Source organism: Primorskyibacter aestuariivivens (assembly GCF_028023675.1).
In the GTDB taxonomy this organism is placed as follows: domain Bacteria; phylum Pseudomonadota; class Alphaproteobacteria; order Rhodobacterales; family Rhodobacteraceae; genus Marinovum; species Marinovum aestuariivivens.
Genome location: NZ_JAQIOZ010000009.1, coordinates 92,042 through 111,436 on the forward strand (window position 1 = coordinate 92,042; position 19,395 = coordinate 111,436).

At 63.9% G+C, this 19,395-nt stretch carries 19 protein-coding genes; 13 read left to right on the plus strand and 6 right to left on the minus strand.

The window, feature by feature from the left end; all coding sequences use genetic code 11:
- Positions 1 to 4 precede the first annotated feature (4 nt).
- The 4 genes from PGB28_RS11235 (at position 5) to PGB28_RS11250 (ending at position 4,495) form a co-directional block, all read left to right on the plus strand.
- Positions 5 to 664: an HAD family hydrolase gene (locus PGB28_RS11235; protein WP_271421611.1), complete on the plus strand. Its 660-nt coding sequence runs from the start codon at positions 5 to 7 to the stop codon at positions 662 to 664.
- Positions 661 to 1,824 (plus strand): methyltetrahydrofolate cobalamin methyltransferase, encoded by a 1,164-nt coding sequence (locus PGB28_RS11240; RefSeq protein ID WP_271421612.1) that lies wholly within the window; start codon positions 661 to 663, stop codon positions 1,822 to 1,824. The genes PGB28_RS11235 and PGB28_RS11240 overlap by 4 nt, the downstream gene beginning before the upstream one ends.
- Before the next feature lie 282 nt (positions 1,825 to 2,106).
- The gene (locus PGB28_RS11245) at positions 2,107 to 3,276 is read left to right on the plus strand and encodes a hypothetical protein (RefSeq protein WP_271421613.1); all 1,170 of its coding nucleotides are present in this window, start codon (positions 2,107 to 2,109) and stop codon (positions 3,274 to 3,276) included.
- A gap of 169 nt (positions 3,277 to 3,445) precedes the next feature.
- Complete coding sequence (locus PGB28_RS11250) at positions 3,446 to 4,495, plus strand: hypothetical protein (RefSeq protein WP_271421614.1); 1,050 nt, start codon at positions 3,446 to 3,448, stop codon at positions 4,493 to 4,495.
- Between the two features lie 7 nt (positions 4,496 to 4,502).
- Here the strand turns inward: PGB28_RS11250 and PGB28_RS11255 are convergent, their stop codons facing one another.
- From PGB28_RS11255 to PGB28_RS11270, 4 genes are all read right to left on the minus strand, one after another.
- Positions 4,503 to 5,279: an enoyl-CoA hydratase-related protein gene (locus PGB28_RS11255; protein WP_271421615.1), complete on the minus strand. Its 777-nt coding sequence runs from the start codon at positions 5,277 to 5,279 to the stop codon at positions 4,503 to 4,505.
- Between the two features lie 73 nt (positions 5,280 to 5,352).
- Positions 5,353 to 5,883, minus strand: coding sequence for a holin family protein (locus PGB28_RS11260; protein ID WP_271421616.1), 531 nt, complete (start codon positions 5,881 to 5,883; stop codon positions 5,353 to 5,355).
- On the minus strand, positions 5,874 to 6,491 hold the full coding sequence (locus PGB28_RS11265) for a holin-associated N-acetylmuramidase (RefSeq protein WP_271421617.1): 618 nt from the start codon (positions 6,489 to 6,491) through the stop codon (positions 5,874 to 5,876). The genes PGB28_RS11260 and PGB28_RS11265 overlap by 10 nt, the downstream gene beginning before the upstream one ends.
- A 157-nt stretch (positions 6,492 to 6,648) precedes the next feature.
- Positions 6,649 to 8,142: a polysaccharide deacteylase family 2 protein gene (locus PGB28_RS11270; RefSeq protein ID WP_271421618.1), complete on the minus strand. Its 1,494-nt coding sequence runs from the start codon at positions 8,140 to 8,142 to the stop codon at positions 6,649 to 6,651.
- Between the two features lie 175 nt (positions 8,143 to 8,317).
- On the opposite strand from PGB28_RS11270, the gene PGB28_RS11275 reads away from it, so the two are divergent.
- The 7 genes from PGB28_RS11275 (at position 8,318) to lexA (ending at position 13,881) form a co-directional block, all read left to right on the plus strand.
- Positions 8,318 to 8,899, plus strand: a complete 582-nt coding sequence (locus PGB28_RS11275) for an anthranilate synthase component II (RefSeq protein ID WP_271421619.1) — start codon at positions 8,318 to 8,320, stop codon at positions 8,897 to 8,899.
- Positions 8,896 to 9,912 carry an anthranilate phosphoribosyltransferase gene (gene trpD / locus PGB28_RS11280; RefSeq protein WP_271421620.1) on the plus strand — a complete coding sequence of 339 codons (1,017 nt, stop codon included), beginning with the start codon at positions 8,896 to 8,898 and terminating at the stop codon, positions 9,910 to 9,912. Before PGB28_RS11275 ends, trpD begins: the two co-directional genes overlap by 4 nt.
- Positions 9,913 to 9,920: 8 nt before the next feature.
- Complete coding sequence (locus PGB28_RS11285; RefSeq protein WP_271421646.1) at positions 9,921 to 10,601, plus strand: uracil-DNA glycosylase; 681 nt, start codon at positions 9,921 to 9,923, stop codon at positions 10,599 to 10,601.
- On the plus strand, positions 10,598 to 11,407 hold the full coding sequence (trpC, locus tag PGB28_RS11290; RefSeq protein WP_271421621.1) for an indole-3-glycerol phosphate synthase TrpC: 810 nt from the start codon (positions 10,598 to 10,600) through the stop codon (positions 11,405 to 11,407). Before PGB28_RS11285 ends, trpC begins: the two co-directional genes overlap by 4 nt.
- A complete protein-coding gene (gene moaC, locus PGB28_RS11295) occupies positions 11,407 to 11,883 on the plus strand; it encodes a cyclic pyranopterin monophosphate synthase MoaC (protein ID WP_271421622.1) in 477 nt (158 codons plus the stop codon). The genes trpC and moaC overlap by 1 nt, the downstream gene beginning before the upstream one ends.
- Entirely contained in the window at positions 11,880 to 13,058 is a 1,179-nt protein-coding gene (locus PGB28_RS11300) for a molybdopterin molybdotransferase MoeA (RefSeq protein ID WP_271421623.1), read from the plus strand. The genes moaC and PGB28_RS11300 overlap by 4 nt, the downstream gene beginning before the upstream one ends.
- A 124-nt stretch (positions 13,059 to 13,182) precedes the next feature.
- Positions 13,183 to 13,881 carry a transcriptional repressor LexA gene (lexA, locus tag PGB28_RS11305; protein WP_271421624.1) on the plus strand — a complete coding sequence of 233 codons (699 nt, stop codon included), beginning with the start codon at positions 13,183 to 13,185 and terminating at the stop codon, positions 13,879 to 13,881.
- A 4-nt stretch (positions 13,882 to 13,885) separates the two neighbouring features.
- Here the strand turns inward: lexA and PGB28_RS11310 are convergent, their stop codons facing one another.
- Entirely contained in the window at positions 13,886 to 15,907 is a 2,022-nt protein-coding gene (locus PGB28_RS11310; RefSeq protein WP_271421625.1) for a ComEC/Rec2 family competence protein, read from the minus strand.
- A gap of 84 nt (positions 15,908 to 15,991) precedes the next feature.
- Here PGB28_RS11310 and gltX point away from each other — a divergent pair, with 84 nt between their 5' ends.
- Positions 15,992 to 17,413, plus strand: coding sequence for a glutamate--tRNA ligase (gene gltX / locus PGB28_RS11315; RefSeq protein WP_271421626.1), 1,422 nt, complete (start codon positions 15,992 to 15,994; stop codon positions 17,411 to 17,413).
- 77 nt (positions 17,414 to 17,490) lie between these two features.
- The gene (gltA, locus tag PGB28_RS11320) at positions 17,491 to 18,786 is read left to right on the plus strand and encodes a citrate synthase (RefSeq protein ID WP_271421627.1); all 1,296 of its coding nucleotides are present in this window, start codon (positions 17,491 to 17,493) and stop codon (positions 18,784 to 18,786) included.
- A 58-nt stretch (positions 18,787 to 18,844) separates the two neighbouring features.
- On the opposite strand, the gene PGB28_RS11325 is transcribed toward gltA, so the two are convergent.
- Positions 18,845 to 19,384, minus strand: coding sequence for an RSP_2648 family PIN domain-containing protein (locus PGB28_RS11325; protein ID WP_271421628.1), 540 nt, complete (start codon positions 19,382 to 19,384; stop codon positions 18,845 to 18,847).
- Positions 19,385 to 19,395: the final 11 nt, after the last annotated feature.

Below are 19,395 nucleotides of genomic sequence, written 5' to 3' on the forward strand. Positions count from 1 at the left end.
TCCGATGCCAGCGCTTCTCTTCGATCTGGACGGGACCATGCTGCATTCCGATGCCATCCATGAACAGGTGTTCACGGAGCTTTGGACCGCACGTGGCCTGCCTGTCGAAGAGGGGTTCTACATGGAACAGGTGCATGGGCGGCTGAACGTGGACATCTTTGCAGACTTCCTCCCCGACGAGCCGGACCCTGAGGGACTCTCGGAGTGGAAAGAGGCACAGTTCCGCGACCGGCTGCCCCGCCCTTTCCCGGCCATGCCCGGCGTCGCCGATCTGGTGGCCCGCGCAGGCGAGATGGGCTGGGGCAAAGCCATCGTGACCAACGCCATGCGTCTCAATGCCGAGGCCATGCTGGAGGCGATTGAGCTGCGTCCCGCGTTCGAGACCATCGTGATCGGCGAGGAATGCCCGCGCGCCAAACCCGATCCCTATCCCTATGCGGAAGCCATGCGCCAGCTGAATGAGACGCCCGACGCCTGCATCGCCTTCGAGGACAGCCCCTCGGGCCTGCGTGCTGCGCGCGCTTCGGGGGCCTATACGGTTGGCATCCGCTCCAGCCTTGACGACACCGCGTTGCGCGCCGCTGGCGCCCACATCACCATCCAAGATTTCACCGATCCCGCGCTTCCCTCAATCCTGGAGCGCCTCAAAGGAGTACCCGCATGACCCGTACCATCGTCGAGTCGCAAACCAAAACCGCCGTTCTGGGCTTTGACGAGCCCTTCTGCGTCATCGGCGAACGGATCAACCCCACCGGCCGCAAGAAGCTGGCGGCGGAACTGGAAGCGGGCGATTTCTCGACCGTCGAGAAAGATGCAATCGAGCAGGTCGCCTGTGGCGCGCAGATCCTCGATATCAACGCGGGCGTGGTCTATAACTCCAACCCCAACCCGAACGAGACCGAACCGCCGCTGATGCGCAAGATCGTCGAGCTGGTACAGGGTCTCGTGGATGTGCCGCTCTGCATCGACTCGTCGGTCCCCGGCGCGCTGGAGGTTGGTCTTGAGACCGCCAAAGGCCGCCCGCTTCTGAACTCGGTCACCGGCGAGGAAGAGCGGCTTGAGGAAATCCTGCCGCTGGTCAAGAAATACAACGTGCCGGTTGTGGCCATTTCCAACGACGACACCGGCATTTCCGAAGACCCGGACGTGCGTTTCGCCGTGGCGAAAAAGATCGTCGAACGCGCCGCCGATTTCGGCATCCCGGCGCATGACATCGTGGTGGACCCGCTGGTCATGCCCGTGGGTGCCATGGGCACTGCCGGGGTGCAGGTCTTTACCCTTGTGCGCAGGTTGCGCGAAGAGCTGGGCGTAAACACCACCTGCGGCGCGTCCAACATCTCCTTCGGCCTGCCCAACCGTCACGGCATCAACAACGCCTTCCTCGCCATGGCCTCTGCCGCTGGTATGACCAGCGCCATCATGAACCCGGTCGCCATGCCCAAGACCAAGAAGAATGTCAGCGACCGTCTGGACGAGCTCAAGGCACTGGGCTTTGCCGCGGGCGACGACGTGGATATGGACGCGATTGCCCCGCTGCTGGGCATGGCCCCGGCAGAGGACCTCGTGCGCGAGCGCCTCGCCCGTCTGGCCGATCTGGGCGTCGAGGTCCCCGACGAGATCGAGATTGCCAAGCTCGCCCCGCTGCTGGGCCTGTCGCCCAAAATCGGCGTTGCCTCGGACGAGGTGGTGTCGATCCGCGCCGCTGACTTCCTGCTCGATCACGACCCCTCGGGCGGCAACTGGATCAAGCTGAACAAAACCGCGGCCCCCGCAGGGTCGGGCCGTGGTGGCCGCTCTGGCGGGCGTCGCCGCCGCCGCGCGTAACCCCTGAACGGTGCGCCGTAACAGCGCACCGCATATCTCAAACATAAGGGCGCACCCCCAGGGGCTGCGCCCTTTTTCATATCTGACTGGCTGATTCCCGCCTTGCGGGTTTTCAACAATCCGGGAGCCGCATGACCATTGTTGTTTTTGCCTCTACAATCCCCCGGCAAAAATCGCGCATTTTAACCAAATTACAGCAAAAATGCGGCGAAATTAGGATCGAAACCGGGCAAATCGGTAATCTTTTCCGTGGGGGTCATCGCATTTTTTATGGAGCCATTCATGACCACGGAATCGACAGACCAGACCAATCCGCAGACCTCGTTCTATCTTGGCTGCGATCCCAATCTCAAAGTCACCGTCACCGAAGATGACGGCACTCTGTCCATCGTGATCACCAGTGCCGAAGGTATCGTCGACCCTGTCGATATCGACGGATTGTTTTTCAACCTGACCGACGACAGCCAGGCTGGCGATCTGGTCATCGCACCCAAAACGGGTGACGCAAATATCTCGGGTTTTGAGGCCACGGCGGACAGCGTCGACAGCCTGTCAAACGGGGCCACGCTCGCCGAGGAGTATGATGTCGGCGTGCAGTTCGGCACAACCGAAGGCTCGACCGAGGGCGAGATTACCGAGATCGGCTTTGCGCTCTACAGCGCCGACGGGAAGCCGCTGACGCTTGATGATCTCGACATGTCGAGCTTTGCCGCCGCCGTCGACACGGACACCGCCGACGGCAAGGTGATGACCGTCAACCCCGACGGCCATCCCGGTGAAAACGATCTGGGCGATCCCGGCGGTGAACCCGAGGACCCCCACGAATGCAGTTTCATCATCGAGGGCGAGGTGAATATCGAGGTTGTCCTGACCGAGCTGGAAAACGGCGATATCGAGGTGGAACTGAATGTGCTTTCGGGTGACGATCCCGACGCCACCGGCTCGATCGGCGATCTGAACGGGTTCTTCTTTGACATCGCCGATGAGACGCTGCTCGACGGGCTGAGCGCCAGCGGGGAACATGTCACCGGATCACAATTCGACGCCAATAACGTCACCAATCTGGGCAACGGTAACAATATGAACGGTGACATCGTCAACGACAACGGCGCTTTCGACGGCGGCGTGTCCATCGGCACCCAGGGCGCCAGCGGCGACGACATCCAGTCCACGACCTTTACCCTCAGCCATCCAGACGGGCTCAGTCTCGACGATTTCGAAGGGCAGGATATCGGCCTGCGGCTGACCTCGGTCGGAGACGAGGATGCCGAAGACCGCGAGGGCAGCCTCAAGCTTGTGGGCCAATGCGTCGAAACCCCGCCCGAGGACGACTGCGAATACGAGTATGACATCGACACGGTGATGGCGCTGATGGGGCTTGATCCCGAAGAGGCAGAGACGCCCCCCGAAGAACCCGCGGACGATGGGTTCGAAGAGCTTGTGATCGCGTAAACCGACCGAGACCACCAATGCCAAGCGCGCCCCGAAAAGGGCGCGCTTTGTGCTAGGATTGGCGCAGTTCCATGCAAAGGCGATCCGAATGAGACAAAGTCTCACCAAAATAGTAGCAGTGGCATGCCTCTGAATCTCCGAGACGGCCCTTGCCGACCGCGAGATCCACGTGGTTGCGGTCAAACGTGGCTGGGTCGCAGACGGGGATTTCCAAAACGAACCGATGGCGCGGGTGATCGTCGACAGACCGGGACAAGAGGTCATCCTGGTCCTGCTTGACGATGACAAGGTTGAATGGCGCGTCGAGACAACTGCCAACAGCTTTGTTGAGACGATATTGCTGGGCGGCAACCCGACATCGCGCAGCCGGGTCGAGCTGAACGGCATTCCGGTCTCCGGTGCCGGTGATGACAGGCTGTTATATGTAAACAAACCGCGGGGGCGGGACTTCCGCAGGCTCCTGGCCGTGCTTGGCGAACGCACGGCGCTGGACCGGATTGCCAGTTTCCAAGCGACCTATACCGCCCCGGCGCTGGGCCATCGCATTTCGAGAGTGGACAGCACCACTGAAACGCTCGCGCTGGACTATCTCGAAACCTTGCGGCGCCCGAATGACGACCTGCCCGACGCGCTCAGACGCTGGATTGACGGAGAGCGGCCCGAAGCCGTCGTTGATGTGTATTTTGATGAACGCGGCATGGCCCTGACCGACGCCCAGGGCACCCGGAGGTTCCCGGTTCCCGCCAGTATCGCGCAACCACGTCTGCCGTCCGCTGCAACTTACGACCCCGTCGGACAGGCCCTTTGTGGCGTGACCTATGGCGGCGAAGGGTTTCTGTATCGCGTCGACACGGAAACCGGGCAATGGACCGTCGTGAGCAGCCTCCAAGGCTATGACGCAGCCGGGGTTCTCTATGACCAGCACAAAGATCACTTCATCCTGACCGGTGCCTTTACCCGCCCCGGCGATATTCTGGTCATTGACCCGCAAGGCCGCCCCAGGATGACCCGGATCAACTTTCTCCGGTTTCCCGGCCTGACCGATCTCTACGATTATGAAAACGAAGACTCGCCCCCGCTTGTGCCCCGGGTGTTTCAGGACAATTGGGTGCTGCTGGACGTGACCGAAGCCAACCCGACAGGCGTGGGCCGGCACCGGGTCTACGCGGTGAATCTCGCAACCGAAACGGTGCGCCTCATCGACTACACCAACCCGTGACGCGGGATCAGCGGCCCTCGTATTGCGCCGGGCGTTTTTCCATGAAAGCCAACACGCCTTCCTTGAAATCGCGGGTCTGGCCGCATTTGCCCTGCAGCTTCGCCTCGACCAGCAATTGCTCTTCCAGATCATTGTCAAAGGACGACCGGATGGCGGTTTTCACATGCCGGTAGGCCTCGGTCGGCCCCTTGGCCAGATGCGCCGCGCGGGCGCGCCAATGGGTGTCAAACACGTCATCGCCCACCGCTTCCCAGATCATGCCAAAGTCATCGGCCTGACGCGCGGTGATCTTGTCGGCGAAGAGCGCCGCCCCCATCGCCTTGGCCGCCCCCATCTGGCGCGGCAGCCAGTATGTGCCGCCCGCATCCGGGATCAGCCCGATCCGCGTGAAGGCCTGCAGGAAAAACGCGCTCTCGGTGGCAATCACCACGTCGGCGGCCAGCGCAAGATTCGCCCCCGCCCCCGCCGCGGCACCATTGACCGCGCAGATCGTCGGGATCGGGCAGTCAAAGATGGCGCGCAACATTGGAACGTATTCGTCGCGCAAGACCCGCTCAAGATCGAGGCTGGCCGCCGATTTCGCATCGCCCAGATCCTGCCCCGAACAAAACGACGCCCCCGCGCCGGTCATCACCAGAACGCGCGCCTTGTCGCCGCTGTCACGCACCGCATGGGTGATCTCGGCGCGCATCTGCGTGTTGAGCGCGTTCATCACATCGGGCCGGTTCAGTGTCAGAACCGCGATATCGTTGCTGATCTCAAAACTGATGGTCTCGTAATTCATGGCCCGTGTCTCCCGGTGATCTTTGCCGGGAGACTGGCCTAATGCAGCCCGTGACGCCAGACCAAACGCCGCGTCACGCCGCCTTGCGTTTCCACCGCGCCAGCGCGGGGTTCTCTGCGCTTTCCGGCGCCTCGGGCGCGTCGATCTCATCCAGCGTGCGCAGATTGTCTACCACCTCGGGCACCCGGGTCACGGTCTGCGCCAGTTCGCGCTGGAATTCCTGCCCCTTGGCCTGATGGCGCGCGCCGAAATAGAAGCTGACAATCGCGCCCAACAGCCACCAGAGCGGTTCCGGCACCAGCGCGATCCCCTGCATCCGCGCCGCAAACCATACCGGATCGACCATCGCCGCCACGAAAAGCCCCAGCGTCCCTAACGCCATGGCCGGGCGCGGCACCCGGTTGATGGCATCCATCACCCGGTCGAACCAGCCCCGCCGCACCACGCGGAACTCGCGCGCGAATTGCTCCAAAGTGGCCGATCTCAGGTCCAGCTCCCGCGCCGCGCCCTTTTCGGCGTTTTCGCGAAACACCTCGATCGTCTCGGCCACCGCATTGCGCCCGCCGCCAAAGACCACGCCGAATATCCGCTCGATCAGCCCCATGCCGCCACCCGGTCCTGAAATTCGCGCGCGCTCATGTGATAGCGCGGCGAAATGAACTCTTCGGCGCGTTTGATCCAGCCACCCTTACCACCGGCCCGCGTGCGGGCATATTTGCGCGACGCCGGGCGACGGTCGGCAATCCGGAAATAGTAATTGCGCCGCGCAATCCCGTAGGCATCGGCAAAGGCCGCAGCATCCACCTGCGCCGCATGGGCCGCCGCCCCCGCCGTTTGAGGGCCAATCGCGCCGTCCACAGTGATCTCGTATTCCATGTCACGCAGCAGCCGCTGCAGGATCTTCACCGCATTGCCACCCGCATTGACATACATGTCAAAGACACTGGCCTGAATGCAGTCGGGCAGTTGTGCGATACCGGGCCTGACAAAGTAGTGCTGCACGAAAATTTCGACCGCCTGATCGCGCGACAGCCGTTTGACATCCTCGGCGCTCACCGCGCCATCGCCATCCAGATCAAGACCCAGACGCCGCATCGTATGGATCGTCACACCATATTTCGTGGCACCCCCCGGATCATCGGGATCATTCACATAACCACCCTCGCGGGCGACAATCTCTTCGGCGATCTGCCGGACGGAATGTTGGGGCATGTTTGCCTCGCTTGCCTCGTGAAACCTCGTGAGACAAGTCTGGCCAATAGCGCGTTAATCCCCGTTCAGCACTGCGCGCCGCCCGGTTCATGCATGTGGAAGACAAAGGTAAGTCAAAGGCTTACCCCAACCCGATGCGGGAAGGATTTCCGCCCGGTTAACCCTCCGACCCATCTTCAAGCAGCACCTGCGACACCGGCACAAAGGTCACCCGGCTCGCCCGGTCCTGCAATCCCCAGATCAACAATGCCGAGATCGTCTCGGCCCGGAGACGCCCCAGCATGATCACCGATCCCTCCTGCCCGGCCTTGAACGCGGCCTGATCAAGGAAGCGGCGGATCACCTTGGCATCCTGCCCCTGCCCGTCGAAATCCCGGAACAGCGACTGCACCGGCACCCCGGCACGACGCGCCAGAGACTGTGCCGAATTCAGCCCCTTGGAATACAAAACCAACCCGTGACCCGTCTGTGCGAGGATCTTGCCCACCTGGTCCGAAGCCCCGCGATTCTCCTGCAACCCGCCCGCGTCGCCCTCCAGAACACCCACAGCCTCGGGCACTTTGGACAGGATGGTCGACAATGTGACCTCTGCATCCTGCGGCTGTGCGCCGGGTGGCAGATCGGCAACCACCATCACCTCGAACCCGGCGGCGCGATAGGCCGCGGCGGCCTCGGTCGCACCGGACCACGCGCCATCCACCGCAAAGGTGATCGGATAGGGAAAGCTCTCCAGCGCCTCAAGACCCAGAGGCACGCTGCCGTCATCCACCAGCACGATGGACATCAATGGTTTGTCCCCCTCGATCACGACCGGCTCGGAAAAGGCTTCGATCGGTCGCTTGGGGGCCTCGCCTGCCTGATCATCGACAAGGCTGGGCAGTCGCCCGGTCCGCACATCCGGCGCAAGATTGCCAAAGGTCCCCGCAGGCGTACCGACACCCGGCCCGCTGTTCTCGTCCTCAGCCCGGTCCAGCAAAGCCGTTACTCGCGGTTTGGTGGCAGGTTGCGTGCTGCCATCCTCTTCAACGATCATCGGCACAACCGCTGGCTCCGGCACGGGTTCCACCGCCTCGGCAATGGGCTCTGGTGCCTGCCCATCCTCGACCGGGGTTTCCGCTTCGGGCGCAGGCGCGGCCTCGCCCGTCTCGGGCGCACCGGCCAATTGCGGCAAGGAGTCGTCCAGCGCCGGGCGCGGCGCTGGGGGTTGCTGGGGATTGGTTGAAATCGACAGCTCCTCCGCTGCGGGCGCGGGCGGCGCATCCGCCTGATCCTGCCCGGCGACGGGGTCGGTCATGGCCCTCTGCACCTCGGCGCTTTCGCCTTCATTGGGCGCGGCGCGCAATTCCTCTGCCCCGCCCGCCTGCGGCAAGCCGGTGCTTTCGGTGTCGGCCACGTTCTCTGCCAGATCCACGCCTGCGCTCTGGTCCGGCACTCCGGGCGAGGCCGTCTCGCGTGGCACAGCTTCGCGCAGCGCGCCTTCGGGCGCGGCCTCGGTCGCGGCTTCCTGCGGCGCTTCGGGCGGCACACGCGTCTCGTCACTCACCTCGGGCCTGGGCGCAAAGACCGGCCCCGTCACAACCGACGCCGTCCCGGCACCAAGACCAGCCACAACAACGCCCCAGAGCGCTCCTGACAAAAACCCGCGTGCCATAGCCTGCCTATCCTTTGTCTCTTGCCCGTTTTCTGCCCTGCCTGCCCAGTGCGACATGCGCCTCCGCCCCTTGACGATGGCGGCCAAGCCTGAACATGTATAGCCCGATCTTGATACACCGGTGAAGGCCCCGGCCTCCAGCCCCCAAACGCGCCCTGACGGGAAAGTTCATCCCATGCTTCTGCTGATAGATAACTACGACAGTTTTACCTACAACCTTGTCCATTACGTGGGCGAGTTGGGCGTCGAGGCGCGGGTGGTGCGCAATGACGCGATCAACGTGCAGGAAGCCATGGCGATGAACCCGGCGGGCATTCTGCTGTCCCCTGGCCCCTGCGACCCCGATCAGGCCGGCATCTGTCTTGCCATGGTGGCCGCCGCCGCCGAGACCGGGACCCCGCTGATGGGCGTCTGTCTGGGCCACCAGACCATCGGTCAGGCCTTTGGCGGCAAGGTGGTGCGCTGCCACGAGATCGTGCATGGCAAGATGGGCACCATGCATCACACCGGAAAAGGGCTCTTTGCCGGGCTGCCCTCGCCTTTTGAGGCGACCCGCTACCATTCGCTCGTGGTCGAACGTGACAGCCTGCCGGACTGCCTTGAAATCACCGCCGAGCTGAAAGACGGCACGATCATGGGCCTGCAGCACAAGACGCTGCCCATCCACGGCGTCCAGTTCCACCCCGAAAGCATCCGGTCCGAGCATGGTCATGCCCTGCTGAGGAATTTCACAGACATGATGAAGGTGCCCGCATGAGCGACGCAATGAAACCGCTGATCTATTCCGCCTCCGAGGGTCCGCTGTCGCGTGCGCAGGCAACGGAAGCCTTTGAGCACCTGTTCGACGGCACCGCCACCCCGGCCCAGATGGGCGGGCTCCTGATGGCGATGCGCGCACGTGGCGAATCCGTGGCCGAATACGCCGCCGCCGCCGCCGTCATGCGCGCCAAATGCAACGCGGTTCAGGCGCCTGAGGGCGCGATGGACATCGTCGGCACCGGCGGCGACGGCAAGGGCACGCTCAACATCTCCACCGCCACCGCCTTTGTCGTGGCGGGCGCTGGCGTGCCGGTGGCCAAACATGGCAACCGCAATCTCAGCTCCAAATCCGGCGCGGCGGACGCGCTGGGCCAGTTGGGCGTGAATGTCATGGTCCCGGCCGAAGTGGCCGAAGCCGCCCTGCGCGATACCGGTATCTGTTTCATGATGGCGCCCATGCATCACCCGGCAATCAAACATGTCATGCCGGTGCGCACCGAGTTGGGCTGCAAGACGATCTTCAACATCCTTGGCCCCCTCACCAACCCCGCAGGCGTCAAACGCCAACTTACCGGGGCCTTTGCCATCGACCTGATCTTTCCCATGGCCGAAACCCTGCAGGAACTGGGCTCCGAGGCCGCATGGCTGGTGCATGGCTCTGACGGCACCGACGAGATCGCGATTTCCGGTCCCACCGCCGTGGCCGAGTTGAAGGACGGCAAGATCACCTCGCGCGAGGTGCATCCCGAAGACGCGGGCCTGCCGGTGCATCCGTTCCGGGACATCCTTGGCGGCACGCCCGAAGAGAACGGCAAGGCTTTCGCCGGGCTTCTGGCCGGCGAGCCCTCTGCCTATCGCGATGCGGTGCTGCTGAACTCCGCCGCTGCGCTGCTTGTGGCGGGCAAGGCGGATGACCTGAAATCCGGCGTAGAGCTAGCCGCCGAAAGCATCGATTCCGGTGCCGCCAAGGCCAAGATCGACGCGCTGGCCAAGGCGACACAGGGCGCGTGAGCACAGGATTGCACACGGTTGGCGACGCAACGGCGCTAGACGGACGCGCGCCGCCCGAAGCATGGGCGCATCTGCCATTTTTCCAAAGCCAATGGCCAGCCCTCGCGGCCCGGCTGGCAGGTGACCCGCGCGAGATCCTGCCCCCCGCGCCGCAGACCTTCGCCGCGCTGGAGGCCTGCGCGCCCAATGACACCCGCGTCCTGATCCTTGGTCAGGACCCCTATCCCACCCCCGGCCACGCCCATGGGCTGGCCTTTTCGGTGGAACCTGATGTGCGACCACTGCCCAGGTCCCTGAACAATATCTTCAAGGAAATGACCGACGATCTCGGCACTGCGCCATCGACCGGTGACCTGCGCGGCTGGTCATCGCAGGGCGTTTTGCTGCTCAATACCGCGCTGAGTGTGCCCGCAGGCGCGGCCGGCGGCCACCTGAAACTCGGCTGGGACGCGTTGATCACCGACATCCTCGCTGAGCTTGACCAATCACCCCGCGCACTTCTGCTCTGGGGGACCAAGGCGCAAAAGCTCGGCACAATGCTGAAACACCCCGATCACCTGCGGATCGAGACCGCCCATCCTTCACCACTCTCCGCAAGACGCGGATTTTTCGGCTCACGCCCCTTTAGCCGCGTCAATGACTGGCTTAAAACCCGGGGCGAGCCCCCGATTGACTGGACGTTGCAATGACCCAAACCATCCTCGACAAGATCAAGGCCTACAAGCTCGAAGAGGTCGCCGCCGACAAAGCAGCCAAACCCCTGTCCGAGGTCGAGGCCGAAGCCCGCGCCGCGGACCCGGTGCGCGGCTTTGCCAAGGCGCTGCAAACGGCCGCGCAAACCGGTTACGGCCTGATCGCCGAGGTCAAGAAAACCTCGCCTTCCAAGGGCCTGATCCGCGCCGATTTTCATCCCGCATCGCTGGCCCAGGCCTATGAGCGCGGCGGCGCAACATGTCTGTCTGTTCTGACCGATACACCTTCCTTTCAGGGCGCGAAATCGTTTCTGACCGAAGCACGTGCGGCCACCAGCCTGCCCGCCCTTCGTAAAGATTTCATGTACGATCCCTATCAGGTGGCCGAAGCCCGCGCGCTGGGGGCCGATTGCATCCTGATCATCCTTGCCTCGGTCTCTGACGCGCAGGCAGCGGAACTCGAAGACGCCGCATTCGGCTGGGGCATGGACGTACTCCTGGAGGTTCATGACGCCGAAGAACTCGACCGCGCGCTCAAGCTGAAATCCCCGCTTCTTGGTGTAAACAACCGTAATCTCAAGACCTTCGAGACCACTCTTGATACAACACGTGAACTGTCAAAGCGCGCGCCCGCCGACCGGATGCTGATCTCCGAATCCGGTCTCAACACCCCCGCAGACCTGGCCGATATGGCCGCCCATGGCGCGCGCACCTTCCTGATCGGCGAAAGCCTCATGCGACAGGACGATATAGAGGCCGCGACGCGCACCCTTCTCGCCAACCCCGTGATGGAGGGCGCGTGATGGCCGATCTCACCCATTTCGACGCCAAGGGCGACGCGCATATGGTCGATGTCTCCGACAAGGCCGTGACATCGCGCATCGCCACCGCCGAAGGCTACATCAAGATGGCACGCGAAACTTTTGATATCATTACAGAAGGTCGCGCCAAGAAGGGCGATGTGATCTCGGTCGCCCGTCTCGCCGGGATCATGGGCGCGAAACAGACCTCGACGCTGATCCCGCTCTGCCACCCGCTGCCCATCACCAAGGTGGCGGTGGACCTGACCCCGGATGAAACCCTGCCGGGTCTGCGCCTGTCTGCCACGGTCAAGACCACGGGCCAGACCGGGGTCGAGATGGAGGCGCTGACCTCGGTCTCGATTACCGCGCTCACCGTCTATGACATGGCCAAGGCCGTGGACAAGGCAATGGAGATCGGCGGCATCCGCGTGACGCTGAAAGATGGCGGAAAATCAGGGCGGTACGAGGCGACATGATTTCTGTCAACGAAGCACTCGACCAGCTGTTTGCGCTGGCCCATCCCATGCCGACAGAAACCGTTCCGTTGCTCGACGCGGCGGATCGGGTCATGGCCGAGGACGCGATCTCGCATCGCGATCAGCCGCCTTTTGCTGCGTCTTCCATGGACGGTTACGCCCTGCAGCGGGTCGAAGCCCATCCCGGCGCGCGTTTCACCGTGATCGGCGAAGCCGCCGCCGGGCATCGCTTTGACGGTACGGTTGGTCCCGGTCAGGCCGCGCGCATCTTTACCGGCGCGCCGGTGCCCGACGGCGCGGATCACGTGGTCATCCAGGAGGACGTGACCCGCGACGGCGACAGTATCGTGCTGAGCGATGCGGTTGGCACGGGCAGCAATATACGCCCCGCCGGGGCCGATTTCCGCACCGGAGACAGGATTTCCGCTCCAAAGGTTCTGAAACCCGAAGATATTGCCCTTCTGGCATCGATGAACGTGGCGCAGGTCTCGGTGGCCCGTCAACCGGTGGTGGCCATCATCGCCACAGGCGACGAGCTGGTCATGCCGGGCGAAGCGCCGGGCCCCGACCAGATCATCGCCTCCAACAGCTTCGGCCTGCACGCGCTAATGCGCCGGTTGGGTGCCGCACCGCGCATGTTGCCCATCGCCCGCGACAGCCGCGCCTCGCTTGAGACGGTGCTGGACCTAGCCCGTGATGCGGACCTGATCCTCACCATTGGCGGCGCAAGCGTGGGCGATCACGACCTTGTCGCGGGCGTGACCGCCGATCTTGGCATGGACCGCGCCTTTTACAAGGTCGCCATGCGCCCCGGCAAACCGCTCATGGCCGGGCGTCTGGGCAACGCGATGATGATCGGCCTGCCGGGCAATCCCGTTTCAGCCATGGTCTGCGGCCATGTCTTTGTCGCGCCTGTGATCCGCGCCATGCTGGGCCTTGGTCAGGGACCGTCCCCCCAACAAACCGCGCCACTGAGCACCGACATCGCCGCCAACGGGCCGCGCGAACACTATATGCGTGCACGGCTCGACGAGACCGGCATCGCGCCTTTCGACCGGCAGGACAGCTCGCTGCTCACCGTCCTGTCCGATGCCAATGCCCTGCTGGTCCGCCCGCCCAACGATCCGCCGCGCAAAGCCGGTGAACACCTGCCCTATATAGCGCTCGACAGTTAAGAACGCCTTAAGCTCTTGCAGCCAGAATAGATGCGGGCCTGCACGAGTTATCCACAGGCCCATTGACACAAAACGGGAACATGCGTAGAACAAACAGGCAAATGTGACCGCGAGGGGCCGGATAATGCTGACGAAAAAGCAACTTGATCTGCTACAATTCATCAATAAACGCATACAGCGCGATGGCGTCCCCCCTTCGTTTGACGAGATGAAGGATGCGTTGGACCTTCGGTCCAAGTCCGGCATTCACCGCCTGATCACGGCGCTTGAGGAACGCGGGTTCATCCGCCGCCTCGCGCACAAGGCCCGGGCATTGGAAATCGTCAAACTGCCCGAATCCCTTGGCGGCGTACCTGCCGCGTCCATGGCCGGGTTTGAACCGCGCGTGATCGACGGCGGGGCCAATGCACCGCGCGGCACCGATGGCGCGCCGATATATGTGACGGAGCTGCCCGTCATGGGCCAGATCGCCGCCGGTGTCCCGATCGAGGCGATCAGCCATGCCTCGCATAACGTGGCCGTTCCGGGCCAGATGCTGCGCCAGGGGGCCGATCACTACGCGCTTGAGGTCAAGGGCGATTCGATGATCGAGGCCGGGATCAATGATGGCGATGTGGTGGTGATCCGCGAAACCAATGTGGCCGAAAACGGCGATATCGTCGTGGCGCTGATCGAGGATCAGGAAGCGACGCTGAAACGCTATCGCCGCTCCGGTGGTGCCATTGCGCTGGAACCGGCCAACCCGGCCTATGAAACCCGCGTTGTGCCCGAGGATAAGGTCAAGGTGCAGGGACGGCTTGTGGGACTGATCCGCACCTACTAAGCCCCTACCTGGCTATGGCACCGCTCCAGAGCCTGTTGCCGGTGCGGGTCTGCACGGTGGCCAGCGTGCCTTTGGCATCAAACGCCAGTGCACCGGTGCCGCGCAGAAGCCGGGGATCAAAGACGTTGCAATCCAGCCCCTTGGGCGCTTCGGTGTTGAACACCGCAATGTCCCCTTTGCGACAACCGCCAAACCGGTCCCGCGCGCGCTTGCCCGATACATGCCAGAGCGTCCCGCCCCAGGGCAGATCGGTCGCGGCAATGCGGTCCGCGCGCCTGTTCCAGCGCGCGGCGGCCTTGTCCTGAGCGACCAGATCGCCGTCATTCTCAAGCCAGACCTGCGCCACGAATCCATCGCCGCGCGCCCGGCTCAGCGCCCGCCCCTCTGCCTCGCGCACCCCAACCAGACCGCCGCTCTCGGAAATCAGCACCGCGGGGCGCTCGGTCCCGGCCCAGAGCAGGAGGCCCAGCACGAAAGGCACCCCCCCGATGAACCGGGCCTTGCCTTGCCACAGCGCAAGGGTCAGCCCGCCCAACGCCAGGAGCGGCAACACGAAGGGTCCGGGCGCAGGCACACCGCGCACCACGCCGTCCCAGCCTGAAACCTCATGCGCGACGCCAAGGATCCAGCCCAGCCCCTGCCCCATGACCCAAAGCGCAGGTGCCTCCAGCCCGAACGGCGCAAGGCAGGCCGCCACCACCGCGGCCGGCATGATCACCGCCCCCATGAGCGGCACGCTGAGCAGGTTGGCGATGAGGCCGAACTGCGCGTAGCGGTTGAAATGCACCGCCGCCACCGGTGCCGTGGCCAGCCCGGCCACCGCCGAGGAAATCACCACCGCCAGCACCGGGCGCGCCCATCGGGGCAGTGTCGGCAACCGGTCGTGACGCAGGGCCGCAAACACCGCGACCAACGCCGTGGTGGCCGCAAAGGACATCTGGAACCCCGGCCCCAACAACGCCTCGGGGCGCAGGCTCAGCAGGATCAGCGCCGCCAACCCCACCGCGCGCAACGATATGGCGCGGCGGTGAAACAGCACCGCCACCAGCGCCACGGCCACCATGACATAGGCGCGTTCCGTGGCCACATTGCCCCCCGACAGCGCCAGATATCCCGCCCCAGTGATCAGCGCCGCGATGGCCGCGATCCGGCGCACCGGCGCGCGCAAGCCCACCCATGGGACCCCGTTCAGAATCAGGCGCACCGCGGCAAAGACAAACCCCGCCAACAGCCCCATATGAAGCCCCGAGATGGCCAGAAGATGCGCCAGATTGGTGCGGCGCAGTTCTTCCACGGTCTCAAGGCTCATCCCCGCCCGGTCGCCGGTGGTGATGGCGGCGGCAAAGCCGCCCACCTCGCCGCCCAGCCGGGCCTGCACCGCGCGGGACAGCGCCATGCGCGTGGCAAAGACCGATGGTCCGCGCTCGGATGGCGCGGCCATGAGCAACGGCACGCGCGTATAGCCCACCGCGCCCAGCCCCATGAACCATGCGTGACGGCGGAAATCGAAGCCGCCGGGCTCCACGGGGCCTTGCGGCGGGCCCAGATGCCCGGTGGTCATCACCCGCATCCCCGGCCCCGGCACCACTCCGCCCTGCCCATGCAGCGAGATTCGCACCCGCTCCGGCACCTGGCGCACATCGCTGAGCCGCACACGATCCAGCGTCAGGCGCAACGCGCCACTGGCCGAGCGGTCCATGCCCACAACGCGCCCCTCGATCGGGCCGTAATAGCGAAACTCAAGCACCGGCGCGGCCACCCGATGCGCACGCGCACCCGCCAGCGCCACCCCGGCCAGCACCAGTGCCACCGCCAGCACCAGCGGCCCATTGCCCGGCCCCAGCCAGACGGCCAGCGCCGCCAGCGCCAAAGCCCCCGCCAGGCAGACCCAAAGCATCGCAACCGGCGGCTCCCACGGCATCGCAAAATAGATCCCGATCCCCGTTCCCAGGAATACCGGGCACCACGGCATCAACGCGCCGCGCTGTGCCAGAATGACAGATGTGACCCGGGACCAGAGCGCCATGGTTGTCCTTGTTCCTGCGCTGCGCGACAGGTATCAGGCGCTCAAACTACGCCCCTCATGGTTATCGAAAGGTAAACGCGCCTCATGTCCGCAAACGCTCAAGTCGTGACCCGCTTCGCCCCGTCCCCCACCGGCTACCTGCATATCGGCGGCGCGCGCACCGCGCTGTTCAACTGGCTCTATGCGCGTGGACGCGGCGGGAAATTCCTGCTCAGGATCGAGGATACCGACCGCGAACGCTCGACCCCCGAGGCGACGGCGGCAATCCTCAAGGGCATGGACTGGCTGGGCCTTGACCACGATGGCGAGGTGGTGAGCCAGGCCGCAGGCGCCGAGCGTCACGCCGAGGTTGCGCATCAGCTTCTGGCCGAGGGCAAGGCCTATAAGTGCTTTGCCACGCAGGACGAGATCACCGCCTTCCGCGATGCCGCCCGCGCCGAGGGGCGTTCGACGCTGTATCGCTCACCCTGGCGCGATGCCGATCCGGCGACCCAACCCGACGCACCTTACGTTGTGCGGATCAAGGCCCCGCAAGAGGGCGAAACGGTCATTCGCGATCAGGTGCAGGGCGATGTGACGATCCGCAATGATCAACTGGACGACATGATCCTGCTGCGCTCGGACGGCACGCCGGTCTATATGCTGGCCGTGGTGGTGGATGACCATGACATGGGCGTGACCCATGTGATCCGGGGCGACGATCACCTCAACAACGCGGCGCGGCAGATGATGATCTATGACGCCATGGACTGGGACGTGCCGGTCTGGGCGCATATCCCGCTGATCCACGGCCCGGACGGCAAGAAACTGTCGAAACGCCACGGCGCGCTTGGGGTCGAGGAGTATCAGGCCATGGGCTATCCGGCGGCGGGCATGCGCAACTATCTCGCGCGGCTGGGCTGGAGCCACGGCGATGACGAATTCTTTACCGATGATCAGGCAAAAGAGTGGTTCGACCTGTCGGGCATCGGCAAATCACCGGCCCGGTTCGACTTCAAGAAGCTGGAAAACCTCTGTGGTCAGCATATCGCTGCCGCGGACGATGCTGCACTGCTGCATGAACTGGAGCAATTCCTCGACGTGACCGGTGCTAGCGCTCTCAATGACGAAAAGCGGGCCGGAATGGGGGCTGCGATGTATTGCCTCAAAGAGCGGGCCAAGACCTTCCCGGAACTCATTGAAAAGGCTCATTTTGTACTGGCCGACACGCCGCTGGAACCGGACGAAAAAGCGGCCAAACAGCTCGATCCGGTATCCCGTGGTATACTGGCCTCGTTGACGCCGCATCTGCAAAATGCTAGCTGGACGCGACACGAATTGGAGGCGGTCACATCCCGGGTTGCAGAGGAACACGGGATCAAATTCGGCAAGATGGCAGGACCGCTTCGTGCGGCGCTCGCAGGCCGGGCTGTGACCCCAAGCGTATTCGACATGATGCTGGTTCTGGGCCAGCAAGAGACGCTCACGCGTCTGGCCCAGGCCTCCGTGGCACCGGAACAGGACTAAGACTAGGACTGACCATGTCACGGCACTGTTAGACCGCAGGGGCAGGATGGCCCCGCTTTAGAACGAAGGGACCACCCATGGCTGACACCCAGAAAACCGCACAGTTGACCATTGGCGATCAGAGCTATGATCTGCCGATTCACAGCCCCACCGAGGGCCCGGATGTCATCGACATCCGCAAACTCTATGGCCAGGCAGGTGTGTTCACCTATGACCCCGGCTTTACCTCGACCGCGGCCTGCGACTCGACCATCACCTATATCGATGGCGACGCGGGCGTGCTGCTGCATCGCGGCTACCCGATCGACCAGCTGGCCGGCAAATCGCATTATCTCGAAGTGTGCTTCCTGCTGCTCTACGGCTACCTGCCCACGGCGGCGGAGCTCGAGACCTTCGAGAACACGATCACCCGCCACACCATGATCCATGAACAGATGCACAACTTCTTCCGTGGCTTCCGCCGCGATGCGCATCCGATGGCCACCATGGTGGGTGTGGTTGGCGCCATGTCGGCCTTCTATCACGACTCGACCGACATCTCGGACGAGCGTCAGCGCGAGATCGCCTCGCACCGCCTGATCGCAAAAATGCCGACCATTGCGGCGATGGCCTATAAATATTCCATTGGCCAGCCTTTCGTGTATCCGCGCAACGATCTGGATTACGCGGCGAATTTCCTGCACATGTGCTTTGCCGTCCCGGCCGAGGAATATGTGGTTGACCCGATCCTGGCCCGCGCCATGGACCGGATCTTTACCCTGCATGCCGACCATGAACAGAACGCCTCGACCTCGACCGTGCGTCTGGCGTCCTCCTCGGGGGCCAACCCGTTCGCCTGTATCGCGGCTGGCATCGCCTGTCTCTGGGGCCCGGCCCATGGTGGCGCGAACCAGGCCTGCCTTGAAATGCTCAAGGAAATCGGCTCGGTCGACCGTATCCCGGAATATATCGCCCGCGCCAAGGACAAGAACGATCCGTTCCGTCTGATGGGCTTTGGTCACCGCGTCTACAAGAACTTCGACCCGCGTGCGACGGTGATGAAGCAATCCGCGGACGAGGTGCTGGACCTTCTGGGCGTGGAAAACAACCCGGTCCTCGCCGTGGCCAAGGAACTGGAGCGCGCCGCGCTGGAAGATCCCTATTTCGCCGAGAAGAAGCTGTTCCCGAATGTGGACTTCTATTCCGGCATCATTCTTGAGGCGATGGGCTTCCCGACCTCGATGTTCACGCCGATCTTTGCGCTGTCGCGCACCGTTGGCTGGATTTCGCAGTGGAAAGAACAGCTCGCCGACCCACAGATGAAAATCGGTCGCCCGCGTCAGCTCTACATGGGCGAGACCGCGCGCGACTATGTCGATATCGAAAACCGCTGATCTCGTTTAGAGATTGGTGTGACGCGGGTCCCTCGGGGCCCGCGTTTTACGTTTGGCCTCAGGCCAGCGCCTTGGCCAGCCTTGGCAGGCGGGCTTTCTTCAACAGCGCGCGCATCTGCCAGTCTTCACCGGACAGGTCCCGCGCCTTGGCCAAAACACGGTCCGCCACATTTGCCACCAGATCCGGCTGCGCCTGCCAGACCCCATGCAGGAACCCGTCCGGGTCCTGCCGCATCAGCCCCTCCTCGGCGAGGATATTGCGCGGAAAATCCCTGGCATTCACGGTGCAGATCATATCCGCCGACCCGGCAATCGCCGCCGCCAGAACGTGCACATCCCCCGCATCCGGCAGCCACAGCCGCGCCTCCAGCGAGGGTGGCCACGTCACCTCGGCCCCCGGCCATTTGGCTTGCACCAGCGCAATCTCGCCCCGCGCGATGGTTTCCCCCTCCGGACCGATCTTGCGCGCGGCGCGCGCCCATTCCTCAAGGATGCGGGCCGACCAGAGCGGCGTGAAAACGCCGCGGGCCGCGACGCCCAGAAGCATTTCGCGCATGACGGTGGGATAAATGACGCAGGTGTCGAGCAGGATTTTCACGGCGCGCTCCT